At 68.9% G+C, this 15,590-nt stretch carries 17 protein-coding genes; 10 read left to right on the top strand and 7 right to left on the bottom strand.

Features of this window, described 5'->3' with window-relative positions; translation table 11 throughout:
- Window positions 1-76: 76 nt before the first annotated feature.
- From AC3WLB_RS17035 to xseA, 4 genes are read right to left on the bottom strand one after another with little or no spacing between them, the layout of a single operon-like run.
- Complete coding sequence (locus tag AC3WLB_RS17035) at window positions 77-730, bottom strand: carbonic anhydrase (RefSeq protein WP_492507988.1); 654 nt, start codon at window positions 728-730, stop codon at window positions 77-79.
- On the bottom strand, window positions 727-1,404 hold the full coding sequence (locus AC3WLB_RS17030; RefSeq protein WP_492507986.1) for a DUF4245 domain-containing protein: 678 nt from the start codon (window positions 1,402-1,404) through the stop codon (window positions 727-729). Before AC3WLB_RS17030 ends, AC3WLB_RS17035 begins: the two co-directional genes overlap by 4 nt.
- The gene (locus AC3WLB_RS17025) at window positions 1,404-1,628 is read right to left on the bottom strand and encodes an exodeoxyribonuclease VII small subunit (protein WP_022896228.1); all 225 of its coding nucleotides are present in this window, start codon (window positions 1,626-1,628) and stop codon (window positions 1,404-1,406) included. Before AC3WLB_RS17025 ends, AC3WLB_RS17030 begins: the two co-directional genes overlap by 1 nt.
- Window positions 1,629-1,637: 9 nt before the next feature.
- The gene (gene xseA / locus AC3WLB_RS17020) at window positions 1,638-2,939 is read right to left on the bottom strand and encodes an exodeoxyribonuclease VII large subunit (protein WP_492507984.1); all 1,302 of its coding nucleotides are present in this window, start codon (window positions 2,937-2,939) and stop codon (window positions 1,638-1,640) included.
- A 68-nt stretch (window positions 2,940-3,007) separates the two neighbouring features.
- Here xseA and AC3WLB_RS17015 point away from each other — a divergent pair, with 68 nt between their 5' ends.
- Entirely contained in the window at window positions 3,008-4,042 is a 1,035-nt protein-coding gene (locus AC3WLB_RS17015; protein WP_031282084.1) for a 4-hydroxy-3-methylbut-2-enyl diphosphate reductase, read from the top strand.
- Window positions 4,043-4,090: 48 nt separating this feature from the next.
- On the opposite strand, the gene AC3WLB_RS17010 is transcribed toward AC3WLB_RS17015, so the two are convergent.
- On the bottom strand, window positions 4,091-4,633 hold the full coding sequence (locus AC3WLB_RS17010; RefSeq protein WP_492507982.1) for a DUF6264 family protein: 543 nt from the start codon (window positions 4,631-4,633) through the stop codon (window positions 4,091-4,093).
- Window positions 4,634-4,667: 34 nt separating this feature from the next.
- Window positions 4,668-5,693, bottom strand: a complete 1,026-nt coding sequence (fbaA, locus tag AC3WLB_RS17005; protein ID WP_022896224.1) for a class II fructose-bisphosphate aldolase — start codon at window positions 5,691-5,693, stop codon at window positions 4,668-4,670.
- Window positions 5,694-5,879: 186 nt separating this feature from the next.
- On the opposite strand from fbaA, the gene glpX reads away from it, so the two are divergent.
- Window positions 5,880-6,863: a class II fructose-bisphosphatase gene (gene glpX, locus AC3WLB_RS17000; protein WP_492507979.1), complete on the top strand. Its 984-nt coding sequence runs from the start codon at window positions 5,880-5,882 to the stop codon at window positions 6,861-6,863.
- Window positions 6,864-7,041: 178 nt separating this feature from the next.
- Here glpX and AC3WLB_RS16995 read toward each other — a convergent pair whose 3' ends face one another.
- Window positions 7,042-8,898: a DNA recombination protein RmuC gene (locus tag AC3WLB_RS16995; protein WP_492507977.1), complete on the bottom strand. Its 1,857-nt coding sequence runs from the start codon at window positions 8,896-8,898 to the stop codon at window positions 7,042-7,044.
- A 97-nt stretch (window positions 8,899-8,995) separates the two neighbouring features.
- On the opposite strand from AC3WLB_RS16995, the gene AC3WLB_RS16990 reads away from it, so the two are divergent.
- The 8 genes from AC3WLB_RS16990 to AC3WLB_RS16955 all read left to right on the top strand — a co-directional run bounded on the left by AC3WLB_RS16990 (window position 8,996) and on the right by AC3WLB_RS16955 (window position 15,577).
- Window positions 8,996-10,531, top strand: a complete 1,536-nt coding sequence (locus AC3WLB_RS16990; RefSeq protein WP_492507975.1) for a CoA-acylating methylmalonate-semialdehyde dehydrogenase — start codon at window positions 8,996-8,998, stop codon at window positions 10,529-10,531.
- Window positions 10,532-10,648: 117 nt separating this feature from the next.
- A complete protein-coding gene (ychF, locus tag AC3WLB_RS16985) occupies window positions 10,649-11,722 on the top strand; it encodes a redox-regulated ATPase YchF (protein ID WP_492507973.1) in 1,074 nt (357 codons plus the stop codon).
- A gap of 15 nt (window positions 11,723-11,737) precedes the next feature.
- Window positions 11,738-12,001 (top strand): hypothetical protein, encoded by a 264-nt coding sequence (locus AC3WLB_RS16980; RefSeq protein WP_492507971.1) that lies wholly within the window; start codon window positions 11,738-11,740, stop codon window positions 11,999-12,001.
- Window positions 12,002-12,186: 185 nt separating this feature from the next.
- The gene (locus AC3WLB_RS16975; protein WP_492507969.1) at window positions 12,187-12,645 is read left to right on the top strand and encodes an aromatic ring-opening dioxygenase LigA; all 459 of its coding nucleotides are present in this window, start codon (window positions 12,187-12,189) and stop codon (window positions 12,643-12,645) included.
- Window positions 12,646-12,929: 284 nt separating this feature from the next.
- On the top strand, window positions 12,930-13,211 hold the full coding sequence (locus tag AC3WLB_RS16970; protein ID WP_492507967.1) for a type II toxin-antitoxin system RelE/ParE family toxin: 282 nt from the start codon (window positions 12,930-12,932) through the stop codon (window positions 13,209-13,211).
- A complete protein-coding gene (locus AC3WLB_RS16965; RefSeq protein WP_031281704.1) occupies window positions 13,186-13,506 on the top strand; it encodes a HigA family addiction module antitoxin in 321 nt (106 codons plus the stop codon). Before AC3WLB_RS16970 ends, AC3WLB_RS16965 begins: the two co-directional genes overlap by 26 nt.
- A 152-nt stretch (window positions 13,507-13,658) precedes the next feature.
- Window positions 13,659-14,039, top strand: coding sequence for a ribonuclease E inhibitor RraB (locus tag AC3WLB_RS16960; protein ID WP_492507964.1), 381 nt, complete (start codon window positions 13,659-13,661; stop codon window positions 14,037-14,039).
- Between the two features lie 113 nt (window positions 14,040-14,152).
- Window positions 14,153-15,577, top strand: a complete 1,425-nt coding sequence (locus tag AC3WLB_RS16955; protein WP_492507962.1) for an FAD-binding oxidoreductase — start codon at window positions 14,153-14,155, stop codon at window positions 15,575-15,577.
- Window positions 15,578-15,590: the final 13 nt, after the last annotated feature.

The raw sequence follows: 15,590 nt of genomic DNA, 5'->3' as shown, positions 1-15,590 counted from the left end.
GTGTGGTCGTCCTTTCGTGTGCCCGTGGCGCGCTGCGCCGCCGGTTCGGGGTTGTCGCGGGGGTTGGTCGGATGCGTCAGATCTCGCCGATGGCGATGTCGGCGACGGCACGGCCCTCGGCCAGCCGGTAGTTCGCACCCACCACAGCCAATCTACCGTCCGCCACCGCCGCTGTGACGATCTCCGATGACTCCAGGAGCTCGCGCACGGTGTCGCGGAGGTGGGCGCGGCCGACCACCGCCGCATCCGGAGCCTCGAGCAGACTGCCGTCGTCGGCGCGCCCCGCGTCGACGTGGGCGAGCGCCGGCACGATCCGGTCGACGAGGGAGCCGATGTGGCCGGGCAGCGGCGCCGCATCCGGCAGCTGGGAGTCGATGGCGGCCCGCACCGCACCGCAGGCGTCGTGCGCGAGCACCACGATGAGCGAGACGCCCAGCACTTCGACGGCGTACTCGAGACTGCCGATGGCCGACTCGGACACCACCTGGCCGGCGTTCCGCACCACGAAGAGGTCGCCGAGGCCGAGGTCGAAGATGATCTCGGCCGCGAGCCGGGAGTCGGAGCAGCCGAGGAGCGCCGCGCGAGGCGTCTGCAGACCGGCCAGCTCGGCTCGGGTCTCCGCGTCCTGGCGGGGGTGCTTGGGCGTGCCGGCGATGAACCGCTCGTTTCCGCGCACCATGGTGGCCCAGACCCGGGCGGGCGTCGTCGCTTCGGTGGTGCTGTCGGTCATTTCGCTCCGTTGGTCGCCGTCGCCGGCGAATCGTCCTGCTGCTGGATGTTGTCGGTGAGGGAGCCCGCGACCAGCGCGATCTCCTCCGGCGTGGCCGAACCGAACACGACATAGGTCGCGCGGCCCGCTTCGGTCGTGAGCGCGTACTCGGCGTTGCCGACATCGGCCGACGAGGTGCGGTTGTCGTAGACGTCCCATTGCACGCCGTCGATGGTGACGACGTCGGATGCCCGCCCCTTCGCCACCTGGTCGTTCAGCCAGCTCGGGTTCGCGTCGAGCGCCTGCGTGATGCCCACGTACTGCTTCTCGGGCGTCAACAGCCCGATGTACCAGGACACGATGTCGTCGCCCGTGGAGGTGCGGATCTCGGCGGCGTTCGAGGTCCAGCCGTCGGGGAGAGCGGGCACGGTGAGCGGAATGGGCATCGACGGCTGCGCATCCGCCGCCACCTTCTGGTAATCGACCGCCTGCAGGAGCGAGGTGTCGCTGCGCGGCACGAGGAAGACGATCACCGCGACCAGGCCCACGCACACCAGCAGGGCGTAGAGGAGGTTGTTGAGCGTCTTGCGGTCGCGGTAGAGCCGCGACTGCTCCGCCTTGCGGGCCGCGGTCTCCTCGGGGGTCTCGGGCCGGCCGAGTTCGGCGACGACCGGCTTCTCCGTGCTCCTGGCCATCAGCCCTGCCCGCTCGCCGCGCCGCGCGCGGCATCGAGGCGCTCCTTGGCGCCGATCAGCCACTCCTCGCAGCGCGAGGCGAGCGCTTCGCCGCGCTCCCAGAGCGAGAGCGACTGCTCGAGCGTGGCCGAGCCCTGCTCGAGCTCCGCGACCACCCGGATGAGTTCGTCGCGCGCGTCTTCATAGCTCAACGCCTGGACGTCGGATGCGGGCGGGACTGCCATGGTTCAATCCTATCGATCGCCGGGGTGCCGGGAGTCTGAGTGCGGCCCGCGGGAGACCGCGTCGAGCGAGCCCTCCGCCACGGTCACGGTGAGGGCGGTGCCGTCCGGCGCATCCGTGCTCGTGCGGACGATGTGACCGTCGGCGCCCTGCACGATGGCGTAGCCGCGGTCGAGGGTGCGCTGCGGCGAGAGCGCCCGGAGGTGGCCCGCGAGCTCGCGCACCGTGTTGCCCTCGCGCTCGATCACCCGGGTGACCAGTTCGTCGCCCCGGGCGACGAAGCGGGTGAGCTCCTCGGAGCGGGAATCGATGATCCAGCCGGGGTTCGCGAGCGCCGGCCTGCTGCGGATCTGCTCCACGCGGTCGATTTCGCGGGAGAGGTAGGCCGTCAGACGGCTCCGGATGCGCGTGCGCGCCTGGTCGACCCGTGCCAGCTCCTCGGTGACGTCGGGGACGACCCGCTTCGCCGCATCGGTCGGGGTGGAGGCGCGCAGGTCGGCCACCGAGTCGAGCAACGGCCGGTCGGCCTCGTGCCCGATCGCGCTCACGATGGGTGTCGTCGCCGCGGCCGCCGCACGAACGACGGATTCGTCGCTGAAGCCGAGCAGGTTCTGGAAGTCGCCGCCGCCGCGGGCCACGATGATGACGTCGATCTCGGGGTCGGCGTCGAGCTCCCGGATGGCGGCCACCACCTCGCGGGCCGTGCGGTCGCCCTGCACCGCGGCGTGCACCACCCGGAAGCGCACCGAGGGCCAGCGGAGCTGGGCGTTGCGCAGCACGTCTTTCTCGGCGTCGCTGTCTTTGCCCGTGATGAGCCCGACGCCCCGGGGGAGGAACGGCAGCGGGCGTTTGCGAGACGCGTCGAACAGCCCCTCAGCGGCGAGTTGGGCGCGCAACCGCTCCAGGCGCTCGAGCAGGTCGCCGAGCCCCACGTGCTTCATCTCGAACACCTGCATGGTGAGCGTGCCGCCACGCACCCAGTAGTTCGGCTTGATGAGCGCGACCACGTGGTCGCCGTGCTTCAGATCGGCCGGGATGCGCGCCTTCACCGACGACCAGATGGTGAAGCTGATCGTGGCATCGCCCTCGAGATCCTTGAGTTTGCCGTAGACGTTGCCGCCGGAGACGCCCCACTGGGTGATCTCGCCTTCGACCCAGGCGGTGCCGAGCCGCTCGATGTAGCCGCGGATCTTCGCCGCCAGCTCGCCGACCGGCCACGGGTTGTCGGCCGTCGGCGGACCCGAGACGAAGCTGGGGGCGTCGGTCACGGCGGATGCTCCTGAGGTGTGGTTGGGTGCGGTCGGTTCGGTCATCCGGCAGTTGTCCAGATCGTTCGACGTAGACTCAGAGGGTGAGCACTGCGACGACCATCAGCCTGCCGATGCCGAGGATCCCCGGCACTCGCAACAGGCTAAAGGATAATCCCGTGGCCGGGCACAAGCGTGTGTTGCTCGCCGCCCCCCGTGGCTATTGTGCAGGAGTGGACAGGGCGGTCGTGGCCGTCGAGAAGGCGCTCGAGCACTACGGGGCTCCGGTCTACGTGCGGAAGCAGATCGTGCACAACGTGCACGTCGTCACGACGCTCGAGAAGCGCGGCGCCATCTTCGTCGACGAGATCGACGAGGTGCCCGCGGGTGCGCACGTGGTGTTCTCGGCGCACGGTGTCTCGCCCGCGGTCGTCCAGGGAGCGGCCGATCGGGGCCTGCAGGCCATCGATGCGACTTGCCCGCTGGTCACCAAGGTGCATCGCGAGGCGGTTCGGTTCGCGCGCGACGACTTCGAGATCCTGCTGATCGGCCACGAGGGCCACGAAGAGGTCGAGGGCACCGCCGGTGAGGCACCCGAGCACATCACGCTCGTGAACAGCCCCGACGACGTGCCGAACATCGAGGTGAAGGACCCCGACAAGGTGGTCTGGCTCTCGCAGACCACGCTCTCGGTCGACGAGACCATGGAGACCGTGCGGCGTCTGCGGGAGAAGTTCCCGAACCTGCAGGACCCGCCGTCGGACGACATCTGCTACGCCACCCAGAACCGGCAGGTCGCCATCAAGAAGGTGGCGCAGGGCGCCGACCTCGTGATCGTGGTCGGCTCGGCGAACTCGTCGAACTCGGTGCGTCTCGTGGAGGTGGCGCTGGAATACGGCGCGAAGGCTGCCTACCGCGTCGACTACGCGCACGAGGTGAAGCAGGAGTGGCTCGACGGCGTGGAGACGGTCGGGGTGACCTCTGGCGCATCCGTTCCCGAGGTGCTCGTGCAGGAGCTGCTCGACGACCTCGCGGGCGCCGGCTACGGCGACATCGAGACCGTGCAGACGGCGGAGGAAGACCTCGTGTTCTCGCTGCCCAAAGAGCTGCGGCGCGACACCGCGGGCAAGAAGGACACCCGGGCGCTGGGCGGCCGCCACCGCGCCTGAGGACGCCGGCCGGGTCTGAGCGCGAGCCCGTGCCCGAACCGCGCAGCGCTAGCGCGACTGCTCGAGGATGGCGTTCATGAGCCCGCCGTCGGCGAAGAACGCGAGCATCAGCACGAAGAACATCGCCATGAAGCTGAGCACGGCGCAGGCGATCGGAATGGGGAACGCCCGCCGTCGCGCCCGCAGCGCGATGACCGAGAGCCACACCGCCGCCGCGTAGATGAGCGCGAGCACCACCGCGCCGATGGTGCCGAGCAGGTTGGCTGCCGCTGTCGCCGTATAGGTGACGTCGAGGCCCTGGATGTCGAGCACCTGCTGGATGATCGCCGGCAGCTCGAGCAGGCTCGAGACACTGTTGGCCGTGGTGATGAGGCCGATGACGAGCAGGATCGAGGTGATCACCAGATCGGTCGTGTTGCGCGGCTTCGTCGACGAGTCCGGCGCCTCCGCCCGCGCGGTCGGCGAAACGACCGGAGCCGAAGCCGGCGAGGGGGTCTGGTGCGCATCCGGAGTCGTGGGCTGGGGTGGTTTCCACACCCAGCCTTCCGGGGCCAGCTCGCCGTACTTCGGCTTCGGTCGTTCGTCGGTCACGCGTTCGTCTCCCGAATGGTGGTTCTCCCGGTGCTTACTTGCCCGAGTGGCCGGCCGAGCCCAGCTGCTGGGTGGCCTCGACCACGCGCGCGGCCATGGCGGTCTCGGCCACCTTGCCCCAGGCGCGGGGGTCGTACTGCTTCTTGTTGCCGACCTCGCCGTCGACCTTCAGCACACCCTCGTAGTTGGTGAACATCGAGCCCGCGATCGAGCGGGTGAAGGCGTACTGCGTGTCGGTGTCGATGTTCATCTTGATGACGCCGTTCGCGACCGCCTCCGCGATCTCGGCGTCGGAGGAGCCCGATCCGCCGTGGAAGACGAGGTCGAGCGGCTTCGGGCCGGTGCCGTACTTCGCGGCGAGGCCGTCCTGGATCTCCTTCAGCAGCTCCGGGCGCAGCTTCACGTTGCCCGGCTTGTACACGCCGTGCACGTTGCCGAAGGTGAGCGCGGCCATGTACCGGCCCTGCTCGCCGAAGCCGAGCGCTTCGACCGTCTTGATCGCGTCATCCAGCGTCGTGTAGAGGTGCTCGTTGATGTCGTGGCTGACGCCGTCCTCCTCGCCGCCGACGACGCCGATCTCCACCTCGAGGATGGCGTTGATGGCCTTCGTGCGCTTCAGCATGTCCTCGGCGATGGTGAGGTTCTCGTCGAGCGGGATGGCCGAGCCATCCCACATGTGGGACTGGAAGATGGGGTTACGGCCCGCCTTGACCTCCTCTTCGGAAGCGGCGATCAGCGGAAGCACGAAGTCGGCCAGCGCGGGCTGGGGGCAGTGGTCGGTGTGCAGCGCGACGGTGATGGGGTAACTCTTGGCCACCTCGTGCGCGAACGCGGCGAACGCGAGCGCACCGGTGGCGCGGGCCTTGACGGTATGGCCGGCGAAGTAGTCGGCGCCGCCGGTGGTGACCTGGATGATGCCATCCGACTCCGCCTCGGCCAGGCCCTGCAGCACCGCGTTGAGCGTCTGCGACGACGAGACGTTCACCGCGGGGTACGCGAACCCCTTGGCCTTCGCCTTGTCGAGCATCTCTGCATACTGGTCGGGGGTTGCAATGGGCATGTCATCTCCTTTGGTGGGCGCGACAGCAGCGCGCCGGCCGGACCCGTGTCATCCCGATTCTAGCCAGCGCGCGTGGCACCGGCCGGGCCGATAGGCTGGATCGCGGCAACGGATGCGCCCCGCTTCACTCCGTCGTGACGCCGCCGTCGCGCTCCGGCCCGCCAGACTCTCCCGAAAGGACACGTCATGACCGCCGACTCCGCCCCCCTCTACGAGCAGCCCGACCGCAACCTCGCACTCGAGCTCGTGCGGGCCACCGAGGCCGCGGCCATCCGGGCGCAGCCGTTCATCGGAAAAGGCGACAAGAACGCCGCCGACGGAGCCGCGGTGGACGCGATGCGCGCGTTCCTCGGCACGGTCGACTTCGACGGCGTGATCGTGATCGGTGAGGGCGAGAAAGACAAGGCGCCGATGCTCTTCAACGGCGAGCACGTCGGCACCGGCCGCGGGCCGTCGTGCGACATCGCCGTCGACCCGATCGACGGCACCTCGCTCACCGCCGCGGGGCGACAGAACGCCATCTCGATGCTCGCCGCCTCCGACCGCGGTTCGATGCTCGACGCGTCGTCGGTGTTCTACATGAACAAGATCGTGACGGATGCCGACGGCATCGGCGTGATCGACATCGACCGGCCGATCGGCGACAACATCCGGGCCCTCGCGAAAGCCAAGGGCAAGGAGGTCGGCGACATCCGCGTGGCCGTGCTCGACCGGCCGCGGCACGCACAGCTGATCGACGACATCCGTGCCGCCGGGGCCGGCACCCGGCTCATGCTCGACGGCGACGTCGCCGGCGGCATCAACGCGGCCCGGTACGGCACCCGGATCGACATGTGCGTGGGGATCGGCGGCAGCCCCGAGGGCGTCGCCACGGCGTGCGCGATCAAGGCGCTCGGCGGCTTCATCCAGACGCGGCTCGCGCCCAAGGACGACGACGAACGGCAGAAGGGGATCGACGCGGGGCTCGACGTCGACAAGCTGTACGAAGCCGACGACCTGGTTCGGGGGGACAACACGTTCTTCGTGGCGACCGGGGTGACCGACGGAGGGCTCGTGGCCGGGGTGAAGCGGTTGGGGCCGATCATCCGCACCGAGTCGATCGTTCTTCGGTCGCATTCGGGGACTATTCGGCGGATTGAAGCCGATCACTTGGTGTCCAAGTGGTTGTAGGGGGTTGCTCGGTGGCGCTGGCGGGATGGCGGTTTCGGGTTCCCGCCTAAGGGTTGAGCGGAGCTCAAAGGCGGCGTGAACCCGAAACCGCCATCCCGCCAGCTCTCGTTGACCCACGGGTGGGGCGGCGAGGAGGCTTCGCCTCCCGCCTTGGCCGTGGGTTCGGAGTTGACCGGGGCTACGGGCCTGTGGTGCCGGAGCGGTCGTCGAGGTCGAGGTCGAGCTCGATGACTCGGTCGTGCTCGGTCTCGAGGAAGGCGGCGTCGCGGAGCGACGCGCCCCGGCCGAGGGCATCGAGCTCGGCGATGGTGCGCTCGACCTCCGCTGCGCGCTCGTCGTCGGACTCCTCCGCTGCGCGGTCGTTGTCGGGGTCCGTCGACGACTCCGCCTCCGCCACCTCGAGGTCGACGTCGGGGCCGTTCGAGTTCTCGGTCCTGGTCGCGTTATCGGGGTCGTCGGGGTGCTCGGATGTGGTCGCGTCGGGGTCGGGGCGTTCGGGGGAGGACGTGTCATCCGTGTCGGGGCGGGCCGAGGGGTGCGGGGCGGCTGCGGCGTCGGGGGTGGCCGCGGGGTCGGAGGTCACGACCACCAGGGGCGGGGTGGGGGCGGGCTGCTGCTCGGGGGTGGGGGACTCGAGCTCGGCGAGGAGCTCGCGGCCCGTGACCTCGCGAGGGGCCTCCTCGATGGCGGCGAGCTCGGGGAAGAGGTTCTCGCTGCTGAGGGCCGCCAGCTTGCGTGCGGTGGGGAAGACCTGGCGCTCGAATGAACCGATGAAGGCGTTGTAGTCCTTCACCGTGCGGTCGATCGTGCGGCCGAGCTTGTCGATGTGCTGCGCCGTCTTGCCGAGCCGGGTGTAGAGCTGCTGGCTGAGGTCGAAGAGCTGGCGCGCCTCCTGGGTGAGCACGTCCTGCTGCCAGCTGAACGCGACCGTCTTGAGCACCGACCACAGGGTCACCGGCGACGCCAGCGCCACCTTCTTGCCGAAGGCGAACTCCATGATCGAGGGGTCGGCCTCGAGCGCGCTCGAGACGAGCGACTCGCTCGGGATGAACGCGATCACGAGTTCGGGCGACGCCTCCAGCCCGTTCCAGTAGCCCTTGGTGCCGAGCGCCGTGATGTGGTCGCGGAGCGCCTTCACGTGCTTCTTCATCAGCTGTGCCCGGCGTTCGCCCTCGAGACCCGTGGCCGACGCCGCGATGGTCGACGCCTCGAGGTACGCGTCGAACGGCACCTTCGCGTCGACGGCGATGTTCTTGCCGCCGGGCAGGTGCACCACCATGTCGGGGCGCCCGGCGCCCGAGTCGCTGAGGATGCTCGTCTGCACGTCGAAGTCGACCCGCTCGATGAGCCCGGCCGCCTCGACGACGCTCCGCAGCTGCGTCTCGCCCCACACGCCGCGCGTGCTGTTCGAGCGGAGCGCCGACGCGAGCGACTCGGCCGTCGACCGCAGCCGCTCCTCCGACTCGGTGGCCGACTTGAGCTGCTGGGCGAGCTCGCCGTACTGCTGCTGCCGCTGCGTCTCGAGCTCGACCACCTTGGCCTGCACCGCCTTCAGGCTCTCCTGCACCGGGCTCAACGCCACAAGCACCTTGCCGTCTTCTTTCACCCGCGCCGCCTCGGCCTCCTGGAGGGAGCGCAGCCGCTCCTGGAAGTCGGCCAGCCGGTGCTCCTGGGTGGCGATCTGGTCTTTGAACTGGGTCTCCTGCTGGGCCAGTCGCTCCTGCGACTGCTCGCGGAAGAACAGCAGCTGTGCCTCGAACTGCTCGCGCACCTGCACGCTCTGCTCCCGCAGGGCGGTGGTGGTGGCGTCGGCGGCCGCCAGTCTGCTCTGCAGTGAGGCGCGCTCTTCGGTGAGCTCGCGCATCCGTTCGCCCGCCTGGGCCACCTCGGCCTCGAGCCTGGCGCGCACCTCCGCCTCGGCGCCCGCTCCGTCGGCGGGAACGGCCGTGCGGGCGCGCAGGACGAACCACACGGCGGCGGCGCCGACGACGATTCCGACCAGGAGACCGATGAGGAGGGGGGCGAGTGCGTCCATGCTGACAGTGTGTCATCGGCCACCGACACTGGCGTTCACGCCACGGCGGAGAACACCTATGCTTGCCTGCAACAGCTCGTAGGAAGAAGTGGGAACCATGTCTGAAACACGCCCCGTCGTCGATGTTCTGAGCGAGTCCGATGTGCTGCCCGTGGTGAACCACTGGGTGGCCGGGGCGGAGTACGTGAGCTCGAGCGGGCGCACGGCGCCGGTCTACGACCCGGCGCTCGGGGTGCAGACCAAGAGCGTGGCGCTGGCCGACCAGGCCGAGATCGACGTGGCGGTCGCGGCGGCGAAAGCGGCCTTCCCGGGGTGGCGCGACACGTCGATCGCGAAGCGGCAGCAGGTGCTCTTCGCCTTCCGCGAGCTGCTGAACGCGCGTCGCGGCGAGCTGGCCGAGATCCTGACCAGCGAGCACGGGAAGGTGCTGAGCGACGCGGCGGGCGAGATCACGCGCGGCCTCGAAGTGGTGGAGCTCGCCACCGGGTTCCCGCACCTGATCAAGGGCGAGTACTCCGAGAACGTGTCCACCGGGGTCGACGTTTACTCCACCAAGCAGCCGCTCGGCGTGGTGGGCATCATCTCGCCGTTCAACTTCCCGGCGATGGTGCCGATGTGGTTCTTCCCGATCGCGATCGCGGCGGGCAACACGGTGGTGCTGAAGCCCAGCGAGAAGGACCCGTCGGCGGCGAACTGGCTGGCGGCGCTGTTCCAGGAGGCAGGGCTGCCCGACGGTGTGTTCAACGTGCTGCACGGCGACAAGGAGGCGGTCGACGGGCTGCTCGAGCACAAGGATGTGAAGTCGATCTCGTTCGTGGGCTCGACCCCCATCGCGCACTACATCTACGAGACCGCTGCGCGCAACGGCAAGCGCGTGCAGGCGCTCGGCGGCGCGAAGAACCACATGCTGGTGCTGCCGGACGCCGACCTCGACCTGGCGGCGGATGCCGCGATCAACGCCGGCTTCGGGTCGGCGGGGGAGCGCTGCATGGCGATCTCGGTGCTCGTCGCCGTCGACACCATCGCCGACGAGCTCGTGGCGAAGATCACCGAGCGGATGGGCACGCTGAAGATCGGCGACGGCCGCCGCAACTGCGACATGGGCCCGCTCGTCACCGAGGTGCACCGCGACAAGGTCGCCTCTTACATCGACCTCGCCGCCGCCGACGGTGCGACCGTGGTGGTCGACGGGCGCGGCGTCGAGGTGGATGGGGCATCCGATGGTTTCTGGCTCGGCCCGACGCTGATCGACGACGTGCCGATCACCTCGCGGGTCTACCTCGACGAGATCTTCGGCCCGGTGCTCTCGGTGGTGCGGGTGCACTCCTACGAGGAGGGCGTGGAGCTCATCAACAACGGCGCGTACGGCAACGGCACCGCGATCTTCACGAACGACGGCGGGGCGGCGCGGCGGTTCCAGAACGAGGTGGAGGTCGGGATGATCGGCATCAACGTGCCCATCCCGGTGCCGGTCGCGTACCACTCGTTCGGCGGAGTCAAGGATTCGATCTTCGGCGACTCGAAGGCCTACGGGCTGGCCGGGTTCCGCTTCTTCACGCAGGAGAAGGCGATCACCTCGCGCTGGCTCGACCCGTCGCACGGCGGCATCAACCTGGGCTTCCCCCAGAACTGACCTCCTCGCGACCCGTCGATTTTGGCCCTTCCCGCGTGGTTTTAGGGCCGATTTCGACGGGTCGCGAGGAGGGGCTCGGGGGTGGGGGCGGGCATCCGGAAGGTAGGATGGATGCCCGTGGCTCTCACTATCGCGATCGTCGGACTCCCCAATGTGGGCAAGTCCACCCTGTTCAACGCTCTCACCAAGAACCAGGTCCTGGCGGCGAACTACCCGTTCGCCACCATCGAGCCGAACGTGGGCGTGGTGAACCTGCCCGACCCGCGGCTGGAGAAGCTCGCCGAGATCTTCTCGAGCGAGCGCATCCTGCCGGCGCCGGTGTCGTTCGTCGACATCGCGGGCATCGTCAAGGGTGCGAGCGAGGGCGAGGGGCTCGGCAACAAGTTCCTCGCGAACATCCGTGAGGCGGATGCGATCGCGCAGGTCATCCGCGGGTTCGAGGACTCGGACGTGGTGCACGTCGACGGCAAGGTCGATGCGGCCAGCGACATGGAGACGATCAACACCGAGCTGATCCTCGCCGACCTGCAGACGCTCGAGAAGGCGGAGGCGCGCTACGAGAAAGAGGTGCGTGGCAAGAAGCTCGACCCCGTCGTGCTCTCGACCGCGCAGGCTGCGCGGGCCTACCTCGACACGGGTAAGCCGCTCTCGACCTCGTCGATCGACCTCGCGCCCATCAAAGAGCTCGGGCTGCTCACGGCCAAGCCGTTCATCTACGTGTTCAACGTCGACGAGGCCATCCTGAACGATCAGGGGCGAAAGGATGCGCTGGCCGCCCTGGTCGCGCCGGCGCAGGCGATCTTCCTCGACGCCAAGCTCGAGTCCGAGCTGATCGACCTCGACCCGGCCGATGCGGCCGAGTTGCTCGCCTCGACCGGCCAGGAGGAGAGCGGCCTCGACCAGCTCGCGCGCATCGGGTTCGACACGCTGGGGCTGCAGACCTACCTCACGGCCGGCCCGAAGGAGGCCCGCGCCTGGACGATCGGCAAGGGCTGGACGGCACCGCAGGCGGCCGGGGTGATCCACACCGACTTCCAGAAGGGCTTCATCAAGGCGGAGATCATCTCGTTCGACGACCTGGTGGCGACCGGCTCGATCGCCGAGGCCCGCGCGAAGGGCAAGGCGCGCATCGAGGGCAAGGACTACGTGATGCAGGACGGCGACGTCGTCGAGTTCCGCTTCAACAACTGATCACAGGCACTCCTGATGAGCCCACAGGTCTTCGTCGTCTGCTGGGGCGTCTTCGCCTTGCTACTGGGAGCGCTCTTCGCTTTTCGGCCCGACATCGTCATCCGCGCGTACAGGTGGAACCTCGGCAACTATCCGCTCGGAAAGCGCCTTCGCAAACGAATGGCACCGCGGCCATGGACGACGACGTTCTACCGAGTCTCCGGAATCCTTTTCATGTGCGTCGGTGCAGTCGTCGGTACCCTCGCGGCGCTCGGCATCATCCGCGTCGACCGGCCGTGACGCCGTGGACGAAGGGAAGCAAGCAGAGGCGATTCAGTTCGTCCGAGTGGAGTGGGGGCGAGGCGTCCCCACTAAAACGCCCCGGACGGCCGCGGCGTCGGCCGGGTGCGCCTATGATCGCGAACAGTGACCGGGCTGCGTCGTGTGCGTCGGCCGAGGGTATCCGCTCGAGGAAAGGACGGCCGATGACGGCAGCAGGTGCAGGCGACGGAACACGGGGCGCAGGCGGACTTCTCGTCGTGGCGGGCTCGCTGTTCGTGGCTGCGGGAGCAGGAGCGTGGGCCGCGGTCACTGCACAGCTGCGAGCGGAGAAGATCACGGTTCCGCCGAACGCCCGCATCCTGCCTGGGGCACGCGTGCACGGCCCGGTATCGGCATTCGCCGAGGCCGAGGTGATCAAGGGCAATGCCGAGAAGGGTGCCGGCGGGCGCACCTTCGCCGACATCTCGGAGGCACTGCGAGGCGTCGACGGGAAGAGCGATGAGGCTGCCGAGCTGCGCAAACACAGCCTGTCGCTCTCGACGGCCGCCGCCCTGCGCACAGCGCTGATGACCTCCGTGCTCGCCTACGGCGTGAGCGCGCTCGTGGTGGGGCTGGGCGGCGTCTTCGTCATGGCGGGCGCCCTCCTGCGCCGGCGTGCCTGACCGTTTCCCTTGCGCCCGAATCGCCACCGTGCAGCATGCATCCGTTGTGCTGACGGCAGCGGCACGACAGCTGAAAGTACGTCCAGCTCCGGTACGTCGTGAGGCGACTAGTGAGTGGTTCGCGATCTTGGCACGACCATCCGGCGGCCTTCGTTATTACCATGATCGCCACCGTGGCAGACGCCGTGCTGCATCCGCGTCGAGCAGCCGCGTCATTGCATCAGGTCGTTTGGCTCGCGGGTAACGAGTAGCGTCATTAACGCTTCGCGTTATATAATCGGAGGGTGATCAGATCGTTTGGTGGCAAGGACACCGAACGGATCTGGGAGCAGCAGTACGTCAAAGGCGTTGACCGGACGGTGCAGCGGGCGACCTTGCGGAAGCTCGAGTTGATCCATGCGGCCAAGGATGTCGAAGATCTGCGCGTTCCACCGGGAAACCGGCTGGAGCGGCTCGTCGGCGACCGTCGTGGCCAGCACAGCATTCGAGTCAATTCTCAATGGCGGATCTGCTTCGTGTGGAGAGATGGAGGTGCGGAAGATGTCGAGCTCGTCGATTACCACTGAGGCCGACCTGATCGAGCCGATCCATCCGGGGGAGATCCTGATGGAGGACTTCATCGGGGGATTCGGGATCACGCAGAACAAGCTGGCCGTATCTATCGGCGTGCCGCCGCGGCGGATCAACGAGATCGTGCACGGCAAGCGCGGGATCTCGGCTGACACGGCGATTCGACTCGCGCGGTACTTCGGGACGTCAGAGGAGTTCTGGATGAATCTGCAGTCGAACTACGAGCTGCGGCTCGAACGTCGAGTGCTGCGGGATCGATTGACGGAGATCACCCCGCTGCAGGTGGCGTAGGGAGAGTCTCCCCGCGCGACCGTCCGTTCGTGACATAGCTGTCGGCGTCGCACCGCGGGTTCGCATGCCTCATCGGCTGAACGAGGCCACAGTCGAGTCGATAAGTGCGATCATGGGGAAAAGCAGCCAGCAGTGGCGGCCTGAGGACTGACATGGTGGAACGCGCGCGACTCGACGAACTGGTCGATCAGGAGTGGCAGAAGTGGCTCGAGCAGAAGAGGGTTCGGCTCGCGAAAGGCGACGATCTCACCGCTGAGCGTCGCGTCGAGCACGTCCTGTACTTTCGGCGGAGACTCGATGCACGCCGCGCCAGGATCGCTATCAACAAGACCCGCGCCGTGCGCCTGCTGAGAACCGACGGCCACCCCCGATGGATCCTGGAAGCGACCGCGCCGGAAGATCTGCACGATGAATCCGTGCGTCACTCGCTGAGTTTCATGCTGACGATCGCACTAATGTGTCAAGGCACCTACGACGGATTCGGTGCGCCGATCGTGCGGGGGAAGGGGGCAACGTCGAGTAGGACGTCGTGAACTGCTCATGCCTGATTTCGGCCCGTTCTGGGGGGAGAGCGGCCGAGCTCGGGCGGGCTAGTGTCGGCCCATCGAGACCGTCCCTCTGACGAGCGGCTCGCGAGGGGGCACGGATGCACGAACGGCACGCCGATCAGCACGGCGAGCGGCCCGCCGGGCTGCTGAGGGGCGACGCCGGGTTCGATGGCGCCGTCGCCGACGGGCTCTTCAACCGGGTCGACGCTGCAGTGGGCGCAGGAGCGGACGCCGCGGGGTACGCACCCGACGCGATCGTGTTCCCCGAGACGGAGGAGGACGTCGTCGAGATCGTGCGCGCCGCCCGTGAGGAGGGGCAGCGCATCGCGGTGCGCTCGGGCGGGCACAGCTGGGTCGCGTCGTCGGTGCGCGGCGACGGTGTGCTGGTCGACCTCGAAGCCTTCGACAGCGTGCGAATCGACGTCGCCGGCCGCACGGTGATCGTCGGGCCCGCCGTCCGCGGCGCGCAGCTGTCGGCGATGCTCGCCGCCGTCGGGCTGGCGTTCCCGGTGGGACACTGCGGCAACCCCGGCGTCGGCGGATTCCTTCTCGGCGGCGGACTCGGGGTCAACTGGGGTCACTGGCTCCCCGCCTGCTTCTCGGTGACCCGCGTGCGCATCGTCACCGCCGAGGGCCGCGTCCTCGACGCCACCGCCGACGAGAACGCCGACTGGTTCTGGCTGGCGCGGGGCGCCGGCCCCGGCTTCCCGGGCCTCGTCATCGAATTCGAACTCGCCCTGCAGCCGCTCCCGGCGGCCATCCGGGTCTCGACCTGGCAGTTCCCGCTGGCTGAACTCGGTGCGGTGACCGAGTGGATCACGGACGCGTCACCGCAGCTCCCCTCGAACGTCGAGGTGTCGCTCGTCACTGCGGGCCCCGACCGGCCGGGCGCCGGCGAGCACCCGTACGTGGTCGGCGTCGCCGCGACCGTGTTCGCCGCCGACGAGGTCGAGGCGACGGCGGCGCTCGCGCCGCTCACCGCATCCGTTCCCGCCACCCTCACGGTGCTCGACCACCTCGATGCCGCCCCCGCCGCCTTCGACCAGCTGCACCACGCGGTCGACGCCACCTACCCCGAGGGCGCGCGCTACCTCGCCGACACCTTCTGGACCGACCTCGACCTCCACGACGCCGCCGAACCTCTCGCCGCCCTGATGGTACGCGCTCCCTCGGGTAAGAGCTACGTGCTCGCCGGCATGCCCGCGAACGGCCGCGGCGCCGACCTCCTGCCGCGCGGCGAAGCGGCCTACGGGATGCACGACCGCACCCTCCTCATCGTCTACGTCATCTGGGACGACCCGGCCGCCGACGCCGCCAACCGCGCCTGGCTCGACGAGGTCGCCGACGCGCTGCTCCCCGTGACGACGGGGCACTTCCTGAGCGAGTCCGACATCCGTCGGAACCCCTCGCGGGTGGCCCGCTCCTTCACCTTCGCCGACCGCGAGCGGGTGGAGCACCTGCGCGCGGCCTTCGACCCGGACGGCCTCTTCCACGGCTTCCCGGGCGAGCCCGCCCGCACCTGACCGCGCGCGTTGC

This window comes from Herbiconiux sp. FW305-C-125, from assembly GCF_058783455.1.
The sequence above is the reverse complement of the archived record's forward strand: the minus strand, read 5'-3'. Positions and strand labels throughout refer to the sequence as shown.